The organism is Lysinibacillus sp. 1 U-2021 (assembly GCF_029916965.1).
In the GTDB taxonomy this organism is placed as follows: Bacteria; Bacillota; Bacilli; order Bacillales_A; family Planococcaceae; genus Lysinibacillus; species Lysinibacillus capsici.
The window spans coordinates 2,234,460-2,255,287 of sequence record NZ_CP123966.1 but is presented as its reverse complement, the minus strand read 5'-3'; the positions used below and the strand labels follow the sequence as shown (position 1 = coordinate 2,255,287).

The 20,828-nt window shown below is 39.1% G+C and carries 18 protein-coding genes and 2 other annotated features (1 of these 20 only partly in view); of the genes, 16 read left to right on the top strand and 2 right to left on the bottom strand.

From position 1 onward, the window contains the following. Positions 1 to 14 precede the first annotated feature (14 nt). From QH639_RS11415 to QH639_RS11405, 3 genes are all read left to right on the top strand, one after another. The gene (locus tag QH639_RS11415) at positions 15 to 1,364 is read left to right on the top strand and encodes an FAD-binding oxidoreductase (protein WP_281116193.1); all 1,350 of its coding nucleotides are present in this window, start codon (positions 15 to 17) and stop codon (positions 1,362 to 1,364) included. A 124-nt stretch (positions 1,365 to 1,488) separates the two neighbouring features. Then, the gene (locus QH639_RS11410; RefSeq protein WP_131521374.1) at positions 1,489 to 2,280 is read left to right on the top strand and encodes an alpha/beta fold hydrolase; all 792 of its coding nucleotides are present in this window, start codon (positions 1,489 to 1,491) and stop codon (positions 2,278 to 2,280) included. A 24-nt stretch (positions 2,281 to 2,304) separates the two neighbouring features. Then, positions 2,305 to 3,282 (top strand): sensor domain-containing diguanylate cyclase, encoded by a 978-nt coding sequence (locus QH639_RS11405; RefSeq protein ID WP_131521375.1) that lies wholly within the window; start codon positions 2,305 to 2,307, stop codon positions 3,280 to 3,282. Between the two features lie 7 nt (positions 3,283 to 3,289). Here QH639_RS11405 and QH639_RS11400 read toward each other — a convergent pair whose 3' ends face one another. Further along, positions 3,290 to 3,685 carry a (deoxy)nucleoside triphosphate pyrophosphohydrolase gene (locus QH639_RS11400; protein ID WP_131521376.1) on the bottom strand — a complete coding sequence of 132 codons (396 nt, stop codon included), beginning with the start codon at positions 3,683 to 3,685 and terminating at the stop codon, positions 3,290 to 3,292. Positions 3,686 to 3,855: 170 nt separating this feature from the next. On the opposite strand from QH639_RS11400, the gene QH639_RS11395 reads away from it, so the two are divergent. From QH639_RS11395 to pheT, 3 genes are all read left to right on the top strand, one after another. Then, positions 3,856 to 4,620: a TrmH family RNA methyltransferase gene (locus QH639_RS11395; protein WP_131521377.1), complete on the top strand. Its 765-nt coding sequence runs from the start codon at positions 3,856 to 3,858 to the stop codon at positions 4,618 to 4,620. Positions 4,621 to 4,710: 90 nt separating this feature from the next. Next, positions 4,711 to 4,951, top strand: a binding site (T-box leader). 59 nt (positions 4,952 to 5,010) lie between these two features. Further along, a complete protein-coding gene (gene pheS, locus QH639_RS11390) occupies positions 5,011 to 6,048 on the top strand; it encodes a phenylalanine--tRNA ligase subunit alpha (protein ID WP_004226385.1) in 1,038 nt (345 codons plus the stop codon). Positions 6,049 to 6,060: 12 nt separating this feature from the next. Next, positions 6,061 to 8,478 carry a phenylalanine--tRNA ligase subunit beta gene (gene pheT, locus QH639_RS11385; protein WP_237898413.1) on the top strand — a complete coding sequence of 806 codons (2,418 nt, stop codon included), beginning with the start codon at positions 6,061 to 6,063 and terminating at the stop codon, positions 8,476 to 8,478. A gap of 181 nt (positions 8,479 to 8,659) precedes the next feature. On the opposite strand, the gene rnhC is transcribed toward pheT, so the two are convergent. Further along, on the bottom strand, positions 8,660 to 9,583 hold the full coding sequence (gene rnhC, locus QH639_RS11380) for a ribonuclease HIII (protein ID WP_281116066.1): 924 nt from the start codon (positions 9,581 to 9,583) through the stop codon (positions 8,660 to 8,662). Between the two features lie 135 nt (positions 9,584 to 9,718). Here rnhC and zapA point away from each other — a divergent pair, with 135 nt between their 5' ends. The 10 genes from zapA (at position 9,719) to QH639_RS11330 (ending at position 20,675) form a co-directional block, all read left to right on the top strand. After that, complete coding sequence (gene zapA / locus QH639_RS11375) at positions 9,719 to 9,979, top strand: cell division protein ZapA (protein WP_016991554.1); 261 nt, start codon at positions 9,719 to 9,721, stop codon at positions 9,977 to 9,979. A 5-nt stretch (positions 9,980 to 9,984) separates the two neighbouring features. Beyond that, positions 9,985 to 10,524, top strand: coding sequence for a CvpA family protein (locus tag QH639_RS11370; protein WP_004226395.1), 540 nt, complete (start codon positions 9,985 to 9,987; stop codon positions 10,522 to 10,524). 58 nt (positions 10,525 to 10,582) lie between these two features. Then, entirely contained in the window at positions 10,583 to 12,292 is a 1,710-nt protein-coding gene (polX, locus tag QH639_RS11365) for a DNA polymerase/3'-5' exonuclease PolX (RefSeq protein ID WP_131521380.1), read from the top strand. Positions 12,293 to 12,309: 17 nt separating this feature from the next. Then, the gene (locus QH639_RS11360) at positions 12,310 to 14,676 is read left to right on the top strand and encodes an endonuclease MutS2 (RefSeq protein ID WP_281116065.1); all 2,367 of its coding nucleotides are present in this window, start codon (positions 12,310 to 12,312) and stop codon (positions 14,674 to 14,676) included. Positions 14,677 to 14,698: 22 nt separating this feature from the next. Further along, positions 14,699 to 15,112: a DUF350 domain-containing protein gene (locus QH639_RS11355; protein ID WP_008179180.1), complete on the top strand. Its 414-nt coding sequence runs from the start codon at positions 14,699 to 14,701 to the stop codon at positions 15,110 to 15,112. Between the two features lie 447 nt (positions 15,113 to 15,559). Then, positions 15,560 to 17,254, top strand: coding sequence for an AMP-binding protein (locus QH639_RS11350; RefSeq protein WP_131521382.1), 1,695 nt, complete (start codon positions 15,560 to 15,562; stop codon positions 17,252 to 17,254). A gap of 138 nt (positions 17,255 to 17,392) precedes the next feature. Then, positions 17,393 to 17,974, top strand: coding sequence for a fatty acid metabolism transcriptional regulator FadR (locus QH639_RS11345; RefSeq protein WP_054549980.1), 582 nt, complete (start codon positions 17,393 to 17,395; stop codon positions 17,972 to 17,974). A gap of 14 nt (positions 17,975 to 17,988) precedes the next feature. Beyond that, positions 17,989 to 18,762, top strand: a complete 774-nt coding sequence (locus QH639_RS11340; RefSeq protein ID WP_131521383.1) for an enoyl-CoA hydratase — start codon at positions 17,989 to 17,991, stop codon at positions 18,760 to 18,762. 114 nt (positions 18,763 to 18,876) lie between these two features. After that, on the top strand, positions 18,877 to 19,650 hold the full coding sequence (locus QH639_RS11335) for an electron transfer flavoprotein subunit beta/FixA family protein (protein WP_131521384.1): 774 nt from the start codon (positions 18,877 to 18,879) through the stop codon (positions 19,648 to 19,650). Between the two features lie 47 nt (positions 19,651 to 19,697). Further along, the gene (locus tag QH639_RS11330; RefSeq protein ID WP_281116064.1) at positions 19,698 to 20,675 is read left to right on the top strand and encodes an electron transfer flavoprotein subunit alpha/FixB family protein; all 978 of its coding nucleotides are present in this window, start codon (positions 19,698 to 19,700) and stop codon (positions 20,673 to 20,675) included. 139 nt (positions 20,676 to 20,814) lie between these two features. Further along, positions 20,815 to 20,828: a binding site (T-box leader), on the top strand; it runs 220 nt beyond the window's last position.

Below are 20,828 nucleotides of genomic sequence, written 5' to 3'. Positions count from 1 at the left end.
AAAGGGGCTTGATGTTGAAAAAGGCGAAGCTCACAGGAAGAATCGTCACGCCTGAAGATTCGGATTATGAACAAGCGAGAACGAATAATAATTTAACTAATCCCAAATATCCGAGTGTCATTGTGTTTTGTCAAAAAACGAAAGATGTGGTTAATGCCTTAAAATGGGCTAGAGAAAACAATGAGCCTTTCAGAATTCGAAGTGGTCGTCATAGCTATGAAAATTTTTCTTTAGTAAATAAAGGGCTTGTCATTGATGTAAGTGATATGAATGATATTTCGGTAAATCTCTCAGAAATGACGGCTAGGATTGATGCTGGAGCTAATATGGGAAACGTATACCGTACATTATGGGAGCATGGTGTTACCATTCCTGCTGGTACAGAAAGTAGTGTTGGGGTGGTCGGTTTAACCCTTGGTGGAGGGATTGGGATGCTATCACGACCGTTTGTATTAACTTGTGACAATCTTATTGAAATCGAAGCGGTGGTTGCTAGTGAACAGGAGGGTGCTCAGGTAATCAGAGCGAATAAGCAACAACATCATGATCTTTTTTGGGCAAGTCGTGGTGGAGGAGGCGGCAATTTTGGTATCGTCACTTCTTTGACATTCAAGCTTCATGCGATTAATGACGTATCACTCTTTTCTATTACATGGGGATGGGATGACTTTGAAGTGGCCTTTGATGCATGGCAAAAATGGGCTCCCTATACAGATAAGCGTCTAACCTCACAGATTGAGCTAAAAACAAAGGAAGTAGGTGAGATAGTCGCACAAGGTGAGTTTATAGGAACAGCAGCTGAATTAAAGAAATTGCTTCGCCCTCTTAGAAAAACAGGCTTGCCAACAAGTATTTGGATAAAGGAAGTGCCATATAGCAAGGCAATAGAATTTTTTGATTTACCAAGCGGTAATCAGCCTGCCTTTCGAAAAAGATCAGGGTCATTTTTGGAGAGACCGTTTCCATATAAGGCGATTCAGAGAATGAAAGAATTTTTAGCCCATGCACCTAATTCAAATACAACAATATGGCAACAGTCTTTAAGAGGAGCAGTAGGTGAAATTGCTCCCCAGCATACAGCCTATTACTATCGCAATGCGATAATAGCTCAAGAATATAATACTTCCTGGAAAAACCCAAAAGAGGAAGAACAAAATATTAAGTGGGTAGAAAATTTACGTCAAGCTTTATCACCTTATACGTCTGGTGATTATGTGAATTTTCCAGATCGATATATTAAGAACTGGCATACAGCCTATTACGGACGCAATTTTAGAAGGCTTCGTGAAGTGAAAACAAAATATGATCCCTATAATGTATTTCAATTTCAGCAGAGTATCCCACCTATAAGAAAGTGGTTGTAGCTGGAGAATGGAGCAGGTGAAGCGGCACTCCTGCTTCTTTTTGATTTTCACGTTTTAGCTTGATAAATACTGTATAAGGGGTCACAATAAAACTATTACATATATTTCTAAAAGGATGATTGGAATGGAAAATATTGTTGTTCGTAATAATGTAACAATACTCGGACATGGAGACCAACCGCTTATTTTTGCACATGGATTTGGCTGTGATCAAAATATGTGGCGTTTCATTACACCTGCATTTATGGACAAATATAAGATTATATTATTTGATTATGTAGGCTCAGGTAACTCAGATATAAATGCCTATTCATCAGAAAAATATCAATCGTTACAGGGCTATGTACAAGATTTATTGGACATTATTGAAACGCTATCATTACAAAATAGTATTTTTGTAGGGCATTCCATTAGTGCCATGATAGGACTGCTCGCATCTATCCAGCACCCTGACTATTTTAAGAAATTGATTATGATTGGTCCTTCTCCCTGTTATTTAAATGATGATGGTTATCGAGGGGGATTTGAGCGAAGTGATATAGCAGAGTTACTAGACATGATGGAAATGAACTTTACAGGTTGGGCTAGCTATATGGCACCTATTGCAATGAGTAACCCTGATCAGCCAGCATTAACACAGGAACTGAAGCAAACCTTTATAGCAGCAGACCCTATCATTGCAAAAGAATTTGCTGAGGTCACATTTTTATCTGATCATCGAAGTGAATTACCAAAGGTCTCCGTTCCTTCGTTAATTATCCAATGCTCGGAAGATAGTATTGTGCCAATTAGTGTAGGGGATTATTTACATCAGCATCTCAAAAATAGCACGTTACAATTAATGGAAGCAAAAGGTCATTATCCACATATTAGTCACCCAAATGAAACGATACAATGTATTGCAGATTTTTTGTAAGGAAAAATGAAAGGATTTTCAACAATGGAAAAACGACTCAACAATGCACCATGTGGATTTCTTTCCATCACACATGAAGGGCTTATTTCAGAAATCAATCAAACCCTGCTAGATTGGATCGGCTATGAGCAAGAGGAATTATTACATATGCATCTAGAAATTCTTCTATCTACGCCCAATAAGATGATTTTTCACTCTTATTTTTATCCTACGATTAATCTAGAGGGGCAAGTAGAGGAATTATTCATTCATCTCAAACAGAAGGACGGAATGTCGGTTCCGTTTTTAATGAATGCTAAATTGTACAAAGAGGATTTGGTAGAGCGCATTGATTGTATTTTAGTAAAGATGAAAAAGCGCATAGATTATGAACAAGAATTACGATCAGCCAAAAAACTACTTGAGGCTGCCTACCAAGAAAAGGATCGTGCATTAGCTAATTTGGAGCAAATTCATGTAGAAATAGAACTTCAACAGGCGAAATTATTGGAAATGAATGCTGCTTTAGTAGAATTATCAATGACTGATAAACTGACTGGCTTGAAAAACAGGAGATTTTTCCAGGAACAACTCGAACAACATTTTAATCGTTTTCATGAGACAGCAGTACCTTTTTCGTTATGCATTTTAGATATCGATCATTTCAAAAAGGTCAATGATACATATGGTCATCAAATTGGAGACGATGTCCTCGTTCAATTGGCACAACTATTACAAATACAAGTACGTCTGGAAGATATCGTCGCTCGTTATGGTGGGGAGGAGTTTATGATCATCTTACCAGAGACCGAGATACCTGTTGCAAAAGAAATCGGCGAAAAAATTAGGCACACCGTGGAGCAGGATGGTTGGCCAACAGGTCATCTTACGATCAGTATGGGAATTGCCACAGTAACTTCAGAAGATACAGAGACGACATTGATAAAAAAAGCAGATAAAGCATTGTATGGATCGAAAGAGCATGGACGAAACAAAGTCACTCATTTTCATGAGATAAAGTGAATAGCCTTTACAATTCGGCTATTAATTTTTGAATAGAAGGAAGATCTGCTGGGGCAAATGGGAGGTCAAGCAATTGGTTGCGGGGAACCCATCTTGCTTCAGCATGTTCTAGAATTTGGGGTGTGCCTTTTATAATTGAAGCTTTGTATGTTTCTAAATGAACAAAAAATTGTTCGTATTCATGGAGTGTTACAGCCACTAGTTTACCTACTTGAATCAGACAGTTAAATTCCTCAAGGATTTCTCGATAAAGTGCCTGTTCAGGTGTTTCACCCTGCTCTATTTTACCGCCAGGGAATTCCCAATAGTTTGCTAATACCATTTGGGGATTTCTTAAAGCACAGAAAATTTCTTGTTGCTCATTTTCAATAATAGCCCCTACTACATGTATTGTTTTTTTCATTATATACCTCACTTTGTGTCTTCATTAGATGTGTATGATTATAGCATGTTTAAGTTGTACGCCACTTGCCACCACAGGAAAATAACAGTTTTCTTACTTAGCTATGAAATTTGCCATTTCGTAGGGTATAATAGTGGTCAATATATAGGAAAAAGGCGGTAAGAGGTACGATGAAGAGAATTGAATCTACGCAAAATGCGTTAGTGAAATATTGGAAAAAGTTAGCAACAACAAGAAAAGAGCGTGAACGTTCGGGTGAATTCCTAGTAGAAGGCTTTCATCTTGTTGAAGAAGCATTAAAAAATAAAAAGCAAGTATTACAAATTATAGTGCGTGAAGGTATAGATTTACCAATGTTATGGCCAATCGATGATATAGCTATTGTAGAGGTATCGACTGCGGTAGCGAAGGAATTCGCGGAGACAGAAACTTCTCAAGGTGTTTTTGCTGTATGTAAACAGCCCGTCTTAGAGGATAATGTGATGACTACTTGGCGAAAAGTGTTATTAATTGATGCTGTCCAAGATCCTGGTAACATTGGAACGATGATTCGTACAGCAGATGCTGCAGGTTTAGATGCTGTAATTTTAGGAAAAGGCTGTGCCGATCTTTATAATCCTAAAACACTTCGTGCTGCTCAAGGCTCCCATTTCCATATTCCGGTAGTGCGTGGAGATTTAGCAGAATCGATAGATATATTACAGGATCAAGGTGTACCAGTATTTGGTACTGCATTAGACGAGGAAGCGGTGCCATATAGTGATATTCAGCATACGGGTGCATTTGCGATTATTATGGGGAATGAAGGAAGTGGCATTCAGCCTCAGTTATTAGCGATGACAGATCAAAATATGATCATTCCTCTTTTTGGACAGGCTGAATCATTAAATGTCGCAGTAGCAACAGGTATTGTTTTATATGGCTTTGCCAAGTAATTAATTGTTCATTGTGGGATTGAGGCAGTTGTCTCTTGATTTGCTACAGCCCATTATTGTATAATTTATTCTAAAATGTATGTTTAAATAATAAATGCTTTGACCGGGAAGTAGTAAAGATTGTGAATGGACGACAGGGAGCGTAGGCCAGAGATTGAGAGCCAACGCCGTATCAATGCAGTTTTGAATTCAGCCCGCGAGCAGCTACCGGGACCAGTGTAATGCTGTAAAGGTAAGCCGGCTTTATCAAGTCGTTATGTCAATGAAGTGATTGTAAGGCTTTGCTTTGCAATAACTAGGGTGGTACCGCGAAAATGTCCTCGTCCCTTTTTAGGGGCGAGTTTTTTTATGCCTAAAAAGCAGGCATTTATTTTCTGAGGAGGTTTTAACATGGAAGAGCAATTAAAACAATTAGAGCAAGAAGCACTTGCTAAAATTGAAGCAGCTGCAAATTTAAAAGAATTGAATGAAGTACGTGTTGCGTATTTAGGAAAAAAAGGACCTATCACTGATTTACTAAAAGGGATGGGCAAATTATCAGCTGAAGAACGTCCGAAAATGGGTGCTTTAGTGAATAATGTTCGTGAAAATGTAACGGCAGTATTAGAAACAAAGATTACCGTGTTGGAAGAGGCAGCCATTGCTGAAAAATTAGCGAGTGAGTCGATTGATGTCACTTTACCAGGTCGAGAAATTAAAGTGGGGAATCGTCACCCTTTAACACGTGTCATTGAAGAAATTGAAGATTTATTTATTGGAATGGGCTATGAAATTGCTGAAGGTCCAGAAGTGGAGAAGGATTACTATAACTTTGAAGCACTAAATTTACCAAAAGGACATCCAGCTCGTGATATGCAAGATTCGTTCTATATTTCCGAGGAAATATTATTACGTACCCATACTTCACCAGTACAGGCTCGTACGATGGAAGCCAAAAAAGGTGAATCGATTCGCATAATTTGTCCTGGTAAAGTATTCCGACGTGATAATGATGATGCAACACATTCACATCAGTTTATGCAAATTGAAGGTTTAGTCATTGGCGAAAATATTCGCATGAGTGACCTAAAAGGAACACTAGATACGTTAGCAAAAAAAATGTTTGGTGCAGACCGCGAAATTCGACTACGTCCGAGCTTCTTCCCATTTACTGAGCCATCAGTAGAAATGGATATCTCTTGTTTCAAATGTGGTGGAGCAGGCTGTAACGTATGTAAGGGCACTGGCTGGATTGAGATTCTAGGAGCAGGTATGGTGCATCCAAACGTATTAGAAATGGCTGGCTATGATCCAAAGAAAGTATCTGGATTTGCATTTGGTATTGGTGCAGAACGTATTGCGATGTTGAAATACGGTGTTGACGATATTCGTCATTTCTATACAAGTGACACTCGCTTCTTATCACAATTTGAGCGAACAGAAGCGTAAGGGGGATAAAACATGTTAGTATCATTAGAATGGTTAAAAGATTATATCAATACACAGGACTTAGCACCTGAGCTATTAGCAGAAAAAATTACACGCTCTGGGATCGAAGTAGATGCAGTAATTGATCGTGCTAATGCTATGGATAAAGTTGTAGTTGGTTATGTAGTTTCTAAGGAGAAACATCCAGAGGCGGATAAGTTAAATATTTGCCAAGTTGACGTTGGCGAAGCAGAGCCTCAACAAATAATTTGTGGTGCACCGAATGTTGATGCGGGTCAAAAAGTCATTGTTGCTCGTCCAGGTGCACATTTACCAGGTGGCATTAAAATCAAAAAAGCAAAACTTCGCGGTCATGAATCGAACGGAATGATTTGTTCCTTACAAGAGCTTGGAATCGAAGGAAAGCTTGTGCCTAAGGCGTATTCAGAAGGTATCTTCGTCCTACCAGCAGATGCAGAAGTAGGGGCAGATGCACTGGCTATATTGGGCCTACGTGATACAGTGTTGGAGTTAGGACTAACACCAAACCGCTCAGATGCTCTTTCAATGCTAGGTGTAGCATATGAAGTAGGTGCTATTCTTTCAGAGGAAATTAAATATCCAGAAATTTCCTATCAAACTGCCAGTGAAAAAGCACAGGATTACCTGAAGCTTCATGTAGAAGATTTACAAGCAAATCCTATGTATGTAGCAAAAGTTGTGAAAAACGTAAAAATTGGTGAATCACCAATGTGGCTACAAAATCGTCTAATGGCTGCGGGAGTACGTCCACACAATAATGTCGTAGATGTAACGAACTATGTATTAATGGAATATGGTCAACCTCTACATGCTTTTGACTATGATAGCCTAGCGACGGGTAAAATCGTTGTTCGTAAAGCAACAGAAGGTGAAAAAATCACAACATTAGATGACCAAGAACGTACATTAAAAGCTTCAGATTTAGTCATTACAAATGGCAAAGAGCCAGTAGCCATTGCTGGTGTAATGGGTGGTGCTAATTCAGAGGTAACAGATTCAACAACGACTGTTGTCATTGAGTCAGCCTATTTTGATGGTTTAACAGTGCGTCAAACGTCTCGTCATCTTGGCCTACGCTCAGATGCATCGGCTCGTTTCGAAAAAGGGGTAGACCCAAATCGTGTCTTACCAGCTGCCGAACGTGCTGCCGCTCTCCTTGCTGAATTAGCAGGCGGTGAAGTATTAGAAGGTACATGTTTAGTAGATGAGTTAGATAAAACACCAGCGCGAGTAGTCGTTTCCCCAGATTTTATTAATGAACGTTTAGGTATGAAGATTGCATTAGAAGATATGCTTTCTATTTTAGAGCGTTTAAAATTTGGTGTAGAGGCAGCAAATGGTTTATTAATTATTGATGCACCAACACGTCGACAAGATATTAAAATTGAAGAGGATATCGTGGAGGAAATTGCTCGTCTTTATGGTTATGATGAAATCCCAATGACATTACCAGAGGGTGCAACACAAGTAGGTAATTTATCACCTTACCAAGCAAATCGACGTGTTGTTCGTCATTACATGGAAGGGGCTGGCCTGTATCAAGCGGTAACTTATTCGTTAACGTCGGATGCATTGTCACAACGTTTTGCTTTGAAAGCAGAGCCGGTAACTCGCTTGCTTATGCCAATGAGTGAGGAGCGTTCTACATTACGTCAAAGCCTTATTCCACATTTAATCGAAGCGGCGGCTTATAATGTTGCACGTCAAGCTGAAGGCGTGGCTTTATATGAAATTGGTTCCGTGTTCCTTGGTCAATCAGATGAGGGGCAACCATATGAGGAAGAGCATGTGGCAGCAGTACTAACTGGCAAATGGCTAGACCATGCTTGGCAAGGTGAGAAAAAAGCTGTAGATTTCTTTGTGTTAAAAGGTATCATCGAAGGTGTCATTGGCAAACTTGGCTTAGCAAATCGCCTGACATTTGTGAAATCACAAGTGGATGGCTTACATCCAGGTCGTACAGCTAGCATTTTATTAGATGGCAAGCAAGTCGGCATCATTGGTGGACTTCACCCAGCAGAGCAAAAAGCATGGGGTGTAAAAGACACGTATGTAATGGAAATGAATTTAGTGGCCCTATTAAATGCAACGGCACAAGAAGCACCACTTGCCTACACACCAGTGCCTCGTTTCCCAGCTATGTCTCGTGATATCGCTCTTATAATGGACCGTACAACAACAGCGGGCGAAGTAATGGAAGCCATTGATGCAGCGGGTGTGAAACTATTAAAAGATATCCGCGTATTCGATGTTTACGAAGGGGAGAAAATGGAACCAGGTAAAAAATCGGTTGCCTTCTCTCTCACATATTTTGATCCAGAACGTACTTTAACAGACGAAGAAGTAGTGGCCGCACATAACAAAGTATTAAAAGCCATTGCTACGATTGCAGGCACAGAAGTACGCTAATATAATGAAAAAAGACTGTCTTACGAGGCAGTCTTTTTTGTTTGAGAATGGTGAAGATGATGATCCAAAAGGTGAAGAAAGAGTGATCCAAAAAAGAGGAAAGCGCTCAAAAAGGTTCCTAATGCGTCTCACGCTCATCAGGAACCCCAAAAAAGCTTTTTTAAGCAACCAATAGTATGATTTACTTCATCTTCCGTGCTTTATCAGTGTTGGCGAAATGCCATTTTGTGATGGAGCGTAGAAATTCTTCGCCCTGATTACACCAGATTCGGGCTGCTTGCACATCTACCTTGTTAGAGGCGCCCTTCATTAATGTAAGCCCTGTAATGTCACTCAAACGGTCCATTTCCTTTAAAAAGGCAGCACGAGCTAAAATAGATGCTGTAGCCACAGCTACATGTAATTGTTCTGCTTTAGTAGAAAAGTAGACATTCTCTTGCACAAGGTCACGTTCATTTTTTAAATAATTGTAATAGACACCACGTTCAGCAAACTGGTCGATTAGAATAAATTCAGGTTTTTCAGGAGCAATTTTTGATAGCGTGTTTTGTAGTGCCTTGTTATGCATCATGGCTTTCATTTTACCTTGGGAATAGCCTTTCGCTTGTAAGTTGTTATATTTCTCGTTGCGTAAGACGAGAACACTATGGACACAGGCTGCACGCAAATCAGGTGCAATTTTCCTCATATAGTCATCTGTTAGCATTTTTGAATCTTTTACGCCAAGCTCATTCATGAGTTCGATTTTGGAAGTAGGCACATATACTGCTGCTACAGTGATTGGACCAAAATAATCACCTGTGCCTGTTTCGTCTGAGCCTAAAACAGACATGGTTGCGAAATTGTTAGGCAGTACATCCCCTTTTGCCCCGATAGTGGAGAGTGGCGTAGCAGTTTTTTCAACAGTTCCCCAACGTGCTGCCTCACGTTCAGCACCGCCCCCCTGAAACATTAATTTGCCTGATTTATACATAGTTATGGCTGTATCTGGTAGTTTTGCCGCAAAAATGACTCCCGGAGCCTTTCGTTCTATAAAGTGCGATGCATAGTAAGCCATCACCTCTTTTTGAATATTTGTTGAAATGGAAAGCACAATATTTGCCATTTAATCGTTCCTTTCTGTCCTCGTTGTTCACAATTTTATACCTTTCATGGTATGATAATAAATAGCTTTTTTGTGTGATGGTGCTCACAAGCCTCTAAAATCGTGTGTGCATCGAATTTATAGGAGGGTGCGACTATGGAAAAACAAGAAAAGAATAAAATTTCTGTTGAAATATATGGTCATACATATAAAATGGTCGGCTCTGAATCCATTGGCCATATGCGACTTGTTGCTTCGATTGTTGATGACCGTATGCGCGAGATGAACGTACATAATCCCTCACTTGATAGCACAAAACTTGCTGTTCTGACAGCAGTAAATACAGTTCATGATTATTTACTATTAAAAGAACGAATGGAGCAATTAGAAGAAGAATTGAAAAAGTTAAAGGGTTGAAGAGAATGTTAGATTTAATCATATTAGTGGTACTGTTAGCTGGTATAGGCGTCGGTGCAAAACGAGGTTTTATTGTACAGATGATGCATATTGTCAGCTTTGTAGTAGCCCTAATTGTTGCGTATATTTATTATAAGCCATTAGCACAAAAATTTGTATTTTGGGTTCCATATCCAGGCGTCACTGACACAGGCAGCCTTGGCGTTGTCATTGATAGTCTAGATTTAGACCGTACCTTTTATCGGGTAATTGCCTTTGCTGTTATTTTCTTTGCAGTAAAAATAACGTTGCAAATCGTGGCATCGATATTTGACTTTATCGCGTATTTGCCAGTGCTAAATACTGTGAATCGTTGGCTTGGGGCGTTACTTGGCATGATTGAAAACTATTTAATTATGTTTATTTTGCTATATGTGTGCGCCTTATTACCAGTAGATGCCATACAAAATTTAATGTCGAAGTCATTGTTAAGTGGTCTCATGTTGGAGCACACACCAATTATTACAAAGATGTTCCAAAACTGGTGGTATATTTATATGCAATAGTAACTATGCACTTCTCTCTGTCTTGAGGGAAGTGTTTTTACGATAGGAGGAATTACCAATGAATAAAAAAACAATTATTCGCACACTCGAAAAAATTGCTTTATATATGGAACTACAGGGAGAAAATCCATTCAAGGTATCAGCCTTTCGAAAGGCCGCGGCAGCACTAGAGGGGGACGAGCGATCATTAAGCGAAATGGATGATGTAACAAAACTCAAAGGGATTGGCAAGGGTACTGCGGCTGTAATAGAGGACTTAATGGCAACAGGTGAATCGAGTTTGTTAAAGGAGTTAGAAGAGGTTGTACCTAAAGGGTTACTGCCATTGCTAAAATTACCTGGCTTGGGAGGAAAAAAAATTGCGAAACTACACCAAGAGCTTGGTATTGACTCTGCAGAAAGCTTGAAGGCAGCTTGTGAAGCAGGAAAAGTACGTGAATTAGCTGGATTTGCTGTAAAAACTGAAGAGAAAATTTTAAAGGAGCTAGCCAATTTAGCAAATCGTTCAGAACGACTACCAATTTGGCAGCTTGAGCCTGTGGTTTTACAAATTGAGGCGCTTCTAGGTAGTATGAAGGAAGTAGACCGATTTTCAGTTGCTGGGAGTTTCCGTCGAGCGTTAGAAACTAGCAAAGATATTGATTTTATTGTTGTGACAGAAGCAGTGGAGGAAGTACGCGAAACGTTGTTAAATAGCTTGGCCATTCAAGAAGTCGTGGCGGCGGGGGATACAAAAATTTCGGTGATTTTAGACTTAGATGAACCAGTTAGCGTTGATTTCCGTTTAGTGAAAGACAATGAATATGCGACTGCGTTACATCATTTCACAGGTTCAAAAGATCATAATGTTCGTATGCGGCAAATTGCCAAAGCCCGTGGTGAAAAAATAAGTGAATATGGTGTGGAACAGGAAGATGGTTCCGTTTTAACGTTCCAAGACGAGGCAGCATTTTTCGCTCATTTTGATCTACCTTGGATTCCACCGAGCTTACGGACAGGAACAGCAGAATTTGACAAAACAAACATAATTCAAAACTTAGTTCGACTAGAGGATATTAAAGCTGATTTGCATATGCATACAACATGGTCAGATGGTGCATACTCTGTTGCAGAAATGGGCGAGGCGTTACTAGCACGAGGCTATCAATATAGCGTTATTACAGACCATTCGCAATTCCTAAAAGTAGCAAATGGATTAACACCGGAGCGTTTAGAAAAGCAGCGTGTAGAAATTGAGGCATTTAATGCAGCACATCCAGATTTTCATTTGTTTAAAGGAACGGAGATGGATATTTTACCAGACGGCTCCCTTGATTTCGAAGATCAAGTGTTAAAAGAGCTCGATTTTGTTATTGCTTCCATTCATTCTAGTTTTACACAATCGCAAGATAAAATTATGGCACGTTTACTAACAGCTATGCAAAATCCCTATGTTCATATGATTGCCCATCCGACTGGTCGAATTATTGAAGATCGCGATGGTTATAATCCTGATATGAAACAGTTAATTGCGTGGGCAAAGGAATATGGTAAAATTTTAGAGTTAAATGCAAATCCGTATCGTCTCGATTTATGTGTAGAACATTTAGAAATGGCATGCGCAGCAGGTGTGCCAGTAGCCATCAACACAGATGCACATGATATTGCACATTTACGTTTTATGGATATTGGGGTTCGCTATGCAAATAGAGCATGGTTACCGAAAGATATGATTGTGAATACATGGACGCGTGAACAGTTTGAAGCGTTCATCCAACGAAATAAATAGCTGAGGAGGTGTTCTCAGTGATTGCAGAACGCGCATTGAAAACACTAGAATACGATAAAGTTAGGCAACAAGTGGCTTCCTATTGTACTTCCTCTATTGGTAAATCTGCCATTGAGGAGCTTGTGCCACAAACAGATTTTGATAAAGTAGTACAATTATTAGAGGAAATGGATGAGGGACTATCCATTTTGCGTGTGAAGGGCAATGTACCAATGGGCGGAATTTTTGATGTCCGTCCCTCTGCCAGACGTGCTCAAATAGGAGGCATGTTAGCAGCAGTAGAACTAATGGAAATTTCGAGCACGATTCGAGCAAGCCGAATTCTACGCAATTTTATTGAAGATTTAGAAGCCGATGAAGTGATTGATATTCCCCATTTCATCTCCAAAAAGGAAGCAATGCCTGTCCTAACAGGATTGCAACATGAAATTAATAACTGTATTGACGACAATGGAGCTGTCTTAGATTCTGCTAGTCAAACATTGCGCTCTATTCGCCAATCTTTGCGTGCTGAAGAAGGGAAAGTCCGCTCTAAGCTGGATAGTTTAATTCGGGGAAGTAATGCAGCGAAAATGCTTTCTGATACACTTGTGACAATTCGTAATGATCGCTTTGTTATTCCCGTAAAGCAGGAATATCGTCACCACTATGGTGGGATTGTCCATGACCAATCTTCTTCTGGTCAAACCTTATTTATTGAGCCAGATTCTGTTGTCCAAGCAAACAATGAAATTCATCGCTTGAAAATGAAAGAGCAGGCTGAAATTGAACGTATTTTACTAGCATTAAGTGCAATGGTGCAAGAAGTAGCATCAGATTTATTTAACTTAGTGAAGGTATTAGGCGATATCGATGTCATTTTAGCAAAGGGCAAATATGGCCAAGCCAATAAATGTACAATGCCTAAAATGAATCAGGATGGCTATATCCGACTAATACGTGCACGTCATCCACTACTACCAATAGAATCAGCTATTCCAAATGACATTGAATTTGGTAAAGACATTACAGCTATTGTCATTACAGGTCCTAATACAGGTGGTAAAACGGTGACATTAAAAACGGTTGGTCTGTGTACATTAATGGCACAAGCTGGATTACCAGTGCCAGCATTAGATGGCTCAGAACTTGCTGTATTTGAGCAATTATTTGCCGATATTGGTGATGAGCAATCAATTGAGCAGTCACTTTCTACGTTCTCGTCCCATATGGTTAATATTGTTGACATCCTACAAAAATTTGATCACGAATCACTTGTTCTTTTTGATGAGTTAGGGGCAGGTACTGACCCACAGGAAGGGGCAGCCTTAGCCATTTCAATCTTAGACGAAGTACATGGGCGCGGTGCTCGTGTAATGGCTACAACTCACTATCCTGAGCTAAAAGCTTATGGCTATAATCGACCAGGTGTAGCCAATGCCAGTGTAGAATTTGATATTGAAACTTTGAGCCCGACCTACCGTCTACTTATCGGTGTACCTGGGCGCTCAAATGCATTTGAAATTTCCAGTCGTCTTGGTTTACCTGAATCCATTATTGATCGTGCTAAAGGCTTTACTGGAACCGATCGACATGAGGTTGAATCGATGATTGCCTCATTGGAAGAAACACGTCGCCAATCTGAAGATGATGCAGATCGTTCGCATGCATTGCTATTAGAATCAGAAACATTACGTAAAGAGCTTCAAGATAAATTGCAAGCCTATGAGGAGCGTAAAGAGGCGCTTGATAAGAAGGCGAAGGAAAAGGCGCGTAAAATTGTTGATGAAGCAAAACGTGAAGCAGAAGCGATTATTGCAGAGCTTCGAGAAATGCGTAAAAATGCTGATCAAGTTGTCAAGGAGCATGAATTGATTGAAGCACGTAAACGCTTGGAAGAAGCAACACCACTTGAAGACAATAAAGTGCTAAAAAAGGCGGCACAAGTCAAAGCTCGTGCACAAAACTTAGTTGTCGGAGACGAGGTAAAGGTGTTAAGCTATGGTCAACGAGGTACTTTGTTAGAAAAGGTGTCGAATACTGAATGGGTTGTCCAAATGGGGATTTTAAAAATGAAAATCTCAGATAGTGATTTGGAATATATTAAACCTGAAAAAGAGCCTGTATTACGAACAGCTGGTGTGAAAAATCGAAATAGTCATGTGAAACTAGAATTAGATTTACGTGGTGAACGTTATGAGGATGCAATCGTAAGAACAGAGAAATATATTGATGATGCATTACTCTCTAATTATGGTCGTGTGTCCATTATTCATGGAGTTGGTACAGGGGCTTTACGTCAAGGAATTCAAAGCTATTTGAAAAAGCATAAGCGCGTAAAATCCTTCCGTTTTGGTGAAGCCGGTGAAGGGGGCTTAGGCGTCACAATTGTTGAATTGAAATAAGCTATAAAGGGGACGGAGAAAAATGCTGAATTCTGGCTTTTGGCGATATCCAATTATCGAAACGGCAGGATATTTTAGTGTTGTAGTATTATGTTTAGTCGTCTCGATGGCATTGTTCGAAGTCGTTACGAAATATAAAAATTGGGAAGAAATTAAAAAAGGTAATGTGGCTGTGGCTCTTGCAACAGGTGGGAAAATACTAGGGATTTGTAATATCTTCCGCTTTTCCATTGCACGTCATAGCACATTAAGTGAAATGATCGGTTGGGGCCTTTTTGGCTTTACATTATTGATTGTAGCGTATTTCTTATTTGAATTTATGACACCTCGTTTTAACGTTGATCAAGAGATTGCCAATGATAATCGCTCAGTTGGTTTCATTTCCTTTACCATTTCAGTCGGTCTTTCGTTTGTAATTGGGGCAAGTATTGCATAGGAGTGTCATGACATGGAAAAATTAGCAAAAGTACTAATCGTTGTCTGTATTGCATTTTTGGCAGTAGGTGTCTACTATATGTTAACGATTTAAATAAAAAACGCATTCTCTTTATGAGGATGCGTTTTTTGTTAATTGTACATAGCATAAATTTCTACTACAACCTATTAACTTTCTTTCATAAAACTCTATTAAAGGGTAGAAAAATTATTTTTATAATATAGGAATATGCTGATTGTTTTTTTATGGAGTGACTCGAGAATGAACGAGCATTCATAAGGTGTATTCAAATAAATCCTGATAAATACCAATCATATTAATGTTGTTAATTGCATAATAATTAATCGAAAATGCATTTATTTTCTATTTTCTGTTTGAAACTGTATTTCTTTTTCATTATAATAAATATAAGAATTGACAAAGTTTGGGACAAAGGGGAGAGGACGTATGACAGCAAAACCATGGCTAGCAAATTATCCTGAAGAAGTACCATCGTCTTTAACGTTTGAGGAAATTCCAGTGCAAGAGTTTTTGACACGTGCCTATAAAAAGAATCCATCCAAAGTAGCGATTCATTTTATGGGAAAGGATTTGACGTACACCGAGCTATATGAGTCAGCTTTAAGGTTCGCAAACTATTTACAAACACTAGGTGTGGAAAAGGGAGATCGAGTAGCAATTATGTTGCCTAACACGCCACAAAGTGTAATCGCTTACTATGGTGCCATGTATGCAGGTGCTGTTGTAGTACAAACAAATCCACTTTATACTGAACGTGAGCTTCAATATCAAATGGCTGATTCAGGAGCAAAGGTTATTCTTGTCATGGATATTTTATATCCGAGAGTCATGAAAATTATGAAAGAGACTGCTCTTGAAAATGTCATTGTGACAGCTATTAAGGATTATTTACCATTCCCAAAAAATTTAGTCTATCCATTTATTCAAAAAAAGCAGTATGGCTTTAGTGTCAAGGTTGAACATAGCGGTCAAAATCATCTGTTTTCAGAAATAATGCGTTCAGCACCAATTAAGATAATTGACAATATGCCATTTGATTTTGAAGAAGACCTAGCACTCCTTCAATATACGGGTGGGACAACAGGTTTCCCAAAAGGCGTTATGCTGACCCATAAAAATTTAATTGCCAATACGACAATGTGTGATGCTTGGATGTATAAATGTGTTCATGGTGAAGAAACCATTATGGGCATTCTACCATTCTTCCACGTCTATGGCATGACAACTGTTATGCTTTTATCTGTATTCACTCAAAATAGAATGGTGCTTTTACCGAAGTTTGATGCAGAAACGGCATTAAAAACAATTGATAAACAAAAACCAACTCTGTTCCCCGGCGCACCAACCTTATACATCGGCCTTTTAAATCACCCAGACATTGCGAATTATGATTTATCATCCATTAAGGCATGCCTAAGTGGCTCTGCTTCATTGCCGATTGAAGTGCAAGAGAAGTTTGAGGCGGTGACTGGTGGAAAGCTAGTAGAAGGATATGGGTTAACTGAAACCTCACCTGTAACACATGCTACGCCAATTTGGGGGAAGCGGGTGATTGGCTCGATTGGTTTACCTTGGCCAAATACAGAAGCGGTTATTTTACGTACAGGTGATACAGAAGAGCTACCTATTGGTGAAGTTGGTGAAATTGCTGTTAAAGGACCACAAGTAATGAAGGGCTACTGGAACCGTCCGGAGGATACAGCAGCGACATTTGCTGATGGTTGGTTTTTAACAGGTGATCTTGGTTATATGGATGAGCAAGGCTTCTTCTATGTAGTAGATCGTAAAAAAGATTTAATAATAGCAGGCGGCTTTAATATTTATCCACGTGAAGTAGAAGAAGTGTTATATGAACGTGAAGAGATTCAAGAGTGCGTAGTAGCAGGCATACCTGATCCGTATCGTGGTGAAACAGTTAAAGCTTATATTGTATTAAAAGAAGGATATTCGATTACTGAGGACGAATTAAATAAATATTGCCGTCAGCATCTAGCAGCTTTTAAAGTTCCGCGTTATTATGAATTTAGAGAAGAGCTGCCAAAAACAGCTGTAGGAAAAATTTTGCGTCGTACGTTAGTTGAAGAAGAAAAAACAAAATTAGCGAATAAAGAAGCGAAATAAATACGTGTGAAAGTATTGACAAGCAATGCTGTAAAATATAATATGAAAATATGAATGAATGACCATTCATATTTTCATATTTTTTTAGGTTTACACGTCATATCGACGTGCGCATGTTTTTTAGGTGGTGATATAAAAGTGAAACGAGATAAGCCAAAATATAAACAAATTATTGATGCAGCTGTCATCGTTATTGCGGAAAATGGGTATCACCAAGCGCAAGTATCGAAAATCGCCAAACAGGCAGGGGTGGCCGATGGAACAATCTATTTATATTTTAAAAATAAAGAAGATATATTAATTTCTGTCTTTAATGAAAAAATGGCTGTTTTTGTAGAGTCATTACAAGATATAATAGAAAAGGGGAGTACGTCTAAAGACAAACTTTCACGAATGATTGAAAATCATTTTAATGTTCTAGCGACAGATCGATACCTAGCAACTGTCACACAATTAGAGCTTCGCCAGTCAAACAAAGACTTACGATTAAAAATTAATTCTGTATTGCGCGAGTATTTACAGCTACTTGATCAAATTTTAATCGAGGGTATGCTTACAGGTGAGTTCAATCAGACGATGGATGTACGCTTGGCTCGACAAATGGTTTTTGGAACAATTGATGAAACTATTACGTCGTGGGTTATGAATGACTATCGATATGATTTGATGGAACAGGTTCCAAAGGTTCAGGCATTAATCCTGAACGGCATTAAAGCTTAAAAGGATGTGGAGAAATGGAATTTCTAAGTTGGAAAGTAGAAGATGGAGTAGCGATTATTACAATTGCACGTCCACCAGCAAATGCATTATCTCGCGGTATTATTGCAGAAGTTAACGCTGTGCTAGATGCTGTAGAACACGATGATGCTGTAAGAGTCCTTGTACTTCATGGTGAAGGCCGTTTCTTCTCTGCAGGGGCAGATATTAAAGAATTTATTGGGGTAGAATCTGGAGAGGAATTTACAAAGCTAGCTAGCAACGGGCAGCAGGTTTTTGAGCGTGTTGAATCGTTTTCTAAGCCTGTAATTGCAGCCATCCATGGTGCGGCATTAGGCGGAGGGCTTGAGTTAGCAATGAGCTGTCATATGCGATTTGTCACTGAATCAGCAAAATTAGGTTTACCTGAATTACAATTAGGGCTTATTCCTGGTTTTGGTGGTACACAGCGCTTACCACGCTATGTTGGAGTAGCTAAGGCTGCTGAAATGATGTTTACAAGTGAACCAATCTCTGGTAACGAAGCTGTTCAGTGGGGCTTAGCAAACCGTTCATTCCCAGACGAAGCATTGCTAGAAGAAACGTTAAAGATTGCTAAGAGCATTGCTAAGAAAAGCCCAATTGCTTTAAAAGCAGCTATTCAAACATTGCAATATGCAAAGCATGCATCATTCTATGAAGGCATTGAAGCAGAGGCGAAATCCTTTGGGACAGTATTTGTCACAGAAGATGCCAAAGAAGGAATTCAAGCATTCATTGAAAAGCGTGAGCCTGTGTTTACTGGCAAATAATTTTCCAAATGTCGATAGCAACGTTCAGTATGTTATCGGCGTTAACGAAACTGAAAATATATAATATTTATAAGTTTACTTAGAATTATAAAACGTTCCAGGAGGTATGGATATATGAACATTTTTGCATTAATTAAACGTACGTTTGATACAGAAGAAAAAATCGTTGTGTCGGGTGGTAAAATCCAAGAGGACGGCGCAGAATTCATTATCAACCCTTATGATGAATATGCCATTGAAGAAGCAATCCAAGTTCGCGATGCTGCTGGTGGTAAAGTAACAGTGGTGACAATTGGTGGCGAGGATGCAGAGAAGCAATTACGTACAGCGCTTGCTATGGGAGCAGACGAAGCAGTGCTTATTAATACAGAAGATGATTTAGATGAGCTAGACCAAAATGCAGCAGCTTATCTACTAGCAGAATACTTAAAAGATAAAGATGCAGATTTAATTTTAACAGGAAATGTTGCGATTGATGGTGGTTCAGGGCAAGTGGGTCCACGTGTAGCTGATCTATTGGATATGAATTATGTTACTACGATTACAAAACTTGAAATTGACGGAACATCTGCGAAAATTGTTCGAGATATCGAAGGGGATTCAGAGGTAATTGAAACTTCTTTACCGTTATTAGTAACTGCTCAGCAAGGTTTAAATGAGCCTCGTTACCCATCTCTACCAGGTATTATGAAAGCGAAAAAGAAACCGCTTGCAGAGCTTGAGTTAGATGATTTAGATATCGATGAAGATGATGTAGAAGTGAAGATTGAAACAGTAGACATCTTCTTACCAGCTCAAAAAGCAGCAGGCCGTATTTTAGAAGGCGACCTTTCTGCACAAGCAAAAGAACTGGTAAATCTACTTCACACGGAAGCAAAGGTTGTTTAATTATTGGATGTCAATCGAATCTTAAAGGGTAACGGAGGGAATATGCTATGTCAAAAAAAGTATTAGTATTAAGTGAAGTTCGTGAAGGAAGCTTACGTAATGTTTCTTTCGAAGCAATTGCAGCTGCAAAACAAATCGCTGATGGTGGCGAAGTTGTTGGGGTACTTTTAGGGGATGCTGTAGCAGGTTTAACAGGTCCACTATTTGAATATGGTGCTGATCGAGTAGTAACAGTGGAACATCCACATTTAAAACAATATACATCTGATGGCTATAGTCAAGCATTATTAGCTGTTATCGAGCAAGAACAACCAGCAGGTATTGTCTTTGGTCATACAGCAAATGGGAAAGATTTATCGCCAAAAATTGCAAGCAAATTGCAAGCAGGTCTGGTATCTGATGTCACTGCTATTGAAGATGCCGGCGATGATGTGGTATTCATCCGACCAATTTACTCTGGTAAAGCCTTTGAAAAGGTAAAAGTTAAAGAAGGCGTTGTTTTAGCTTCTATTCGTCCAAATAACATTACACCTTTAGAAAAAGCAGATGGAAAAACAGGTGATGTGTCTGCAATCACTGTAGAGATTACAAACCTGCGCACAATTATTAAAGAAGTTGTTCGTAAATCTTCAGAAGGTGTAGATCTTTCAGAAGCGAAAGTAGTTGTTGCTGGTGGTCGTGGTGTGAAATCAGAAGAAGGTTTCGAGCCATTAAAAGAGTTAGCTGATTTACTAGGCGGTGCAGTAGGTGCATCACGTGGTGCATGTGACGCTGAATACTGTGATTACTCGCTGCAAATCGGACAAACAGGTAAGGTTGTAACACCAGATCTTTATATTGCAGCAGGTATTTCGGGCGCAATTCAGCATTTAGCTGGAATGTCCAATTCAAAAGTCATTGTTGCTATCAATAAAGATCCTGAAGCAAATATTTTCAAAGTAGCGGATTATGGTATCGTAGGAGATTTATTTGAAGTTATTCCGCTTCTAATTGAAGAATTTAAAGCATTAAAAGTGAATGCGTAATACAAATGCAGGAAGGGATAACCCTTCCTGTTTTTTTATATTGCTTTCCATTTTAAAAAGTACTATTTGAAAATTATTGCAAAATAAAATATTGACATAATTAACGATAGACATTATAGTGATGGATACATTAATGATTTGAAACGCAAAGAT

Coding starts and splice junctions, on each gene's coding strand:
- QH639_RS11370 (WP_004226395.1), top strand. CDS start 9,985: ATGTTAGATTTAATCATATTAGTGGTACTGTTAGCTGGTATAGGCGTC.
- QH639_RS11340 (WP_131521383.1), top strand. CDS start 17,989: ATGGAATTTCTAAGTTGGAAAGTAGAAGATGGAGTAGCGATTATTACA.
- QH639_RS11405 (WP_131521375.1), top strand. CDS start 2,305: ATGGAAAAACGACTCAACAATGCACCATGTGGATTTCTTTCCATCACA.
- polX (WP_131521380.1), top strand. CDS start 10,583: ATGAATAAAAAAACAATTATTCGCACACTCGAAAAAATTGCTTTATAT.
- pheT (WP_237898413.1), top strand. CDS start 6,061: ATGTTAGTATCATTAGAATGGTTAAAAGATTATATCAATACACAGGAC.
- rnhC (WP_281116066.1), bottom strand. CDS start 9,583: ATGGCAAATATTGTGCTTTCCATTTCAACAAATATTCAAAAAGAGGTG.
- zapA (WP_016991554.1), top strand. CDS start 9,719: ATGGAAAAACAAGAAAAGAATAAAATTTCTGTTGAAATATATGGTCAT.
- QH639_RS11350 (WP_131521382.1), top strand. CDS start 15,560: ATGACAGCAAAACCATGGCTAGCAAATTATCCTGAAGAAGTACCATCG.
- QH639_RS11335 (WP_131521384.1), top strand. CDS start 18,877: ATGAACATTTTTGCATTAATTAAACGTACGTTTGATACAGAAGAAAAA.
- QH639_RS11410 (WP_131521374.1), top strand. CDS start 1,489: ATGGAAAATATTGTTGTTCGTAATAATGTAACAATACTCGGACATGGA.
- QH639_RS11355 (WP_008179180.1), top strand. CDS start 14,699: ATGCTGAATTCTGGCTTTTGGCGATATCCAATTATCGAAACGGCAGGA.
- QH639_RS11330 (WP_281116064.1), top strand. CDS start 19,698: ATGTCAAAAAAAGTATTAGTATTAAGTGAAGTTCGTGAAGGAAGCTTA.
- QH639_RS11400 (WP_131521376.1), bottom strand. CDS start 3,685: ATGAAAAAAACAATACATGTAGTAGGGGCTATTATTGAAAATGAGCAA.
- QH639_RS11395 (WP_131521377.1), top strand. CDS start 3,856: ATGAAGAGAATTGAATCTACGCAAAATGCGTTAGTGAAATATTGGAAA.
- pheS (WP_004226385.1), top strand. CDS start 5,011: ATGGAAGAGCAATTAAAACAATTAGAGCAAGAAGCACTTGCTAAAATT.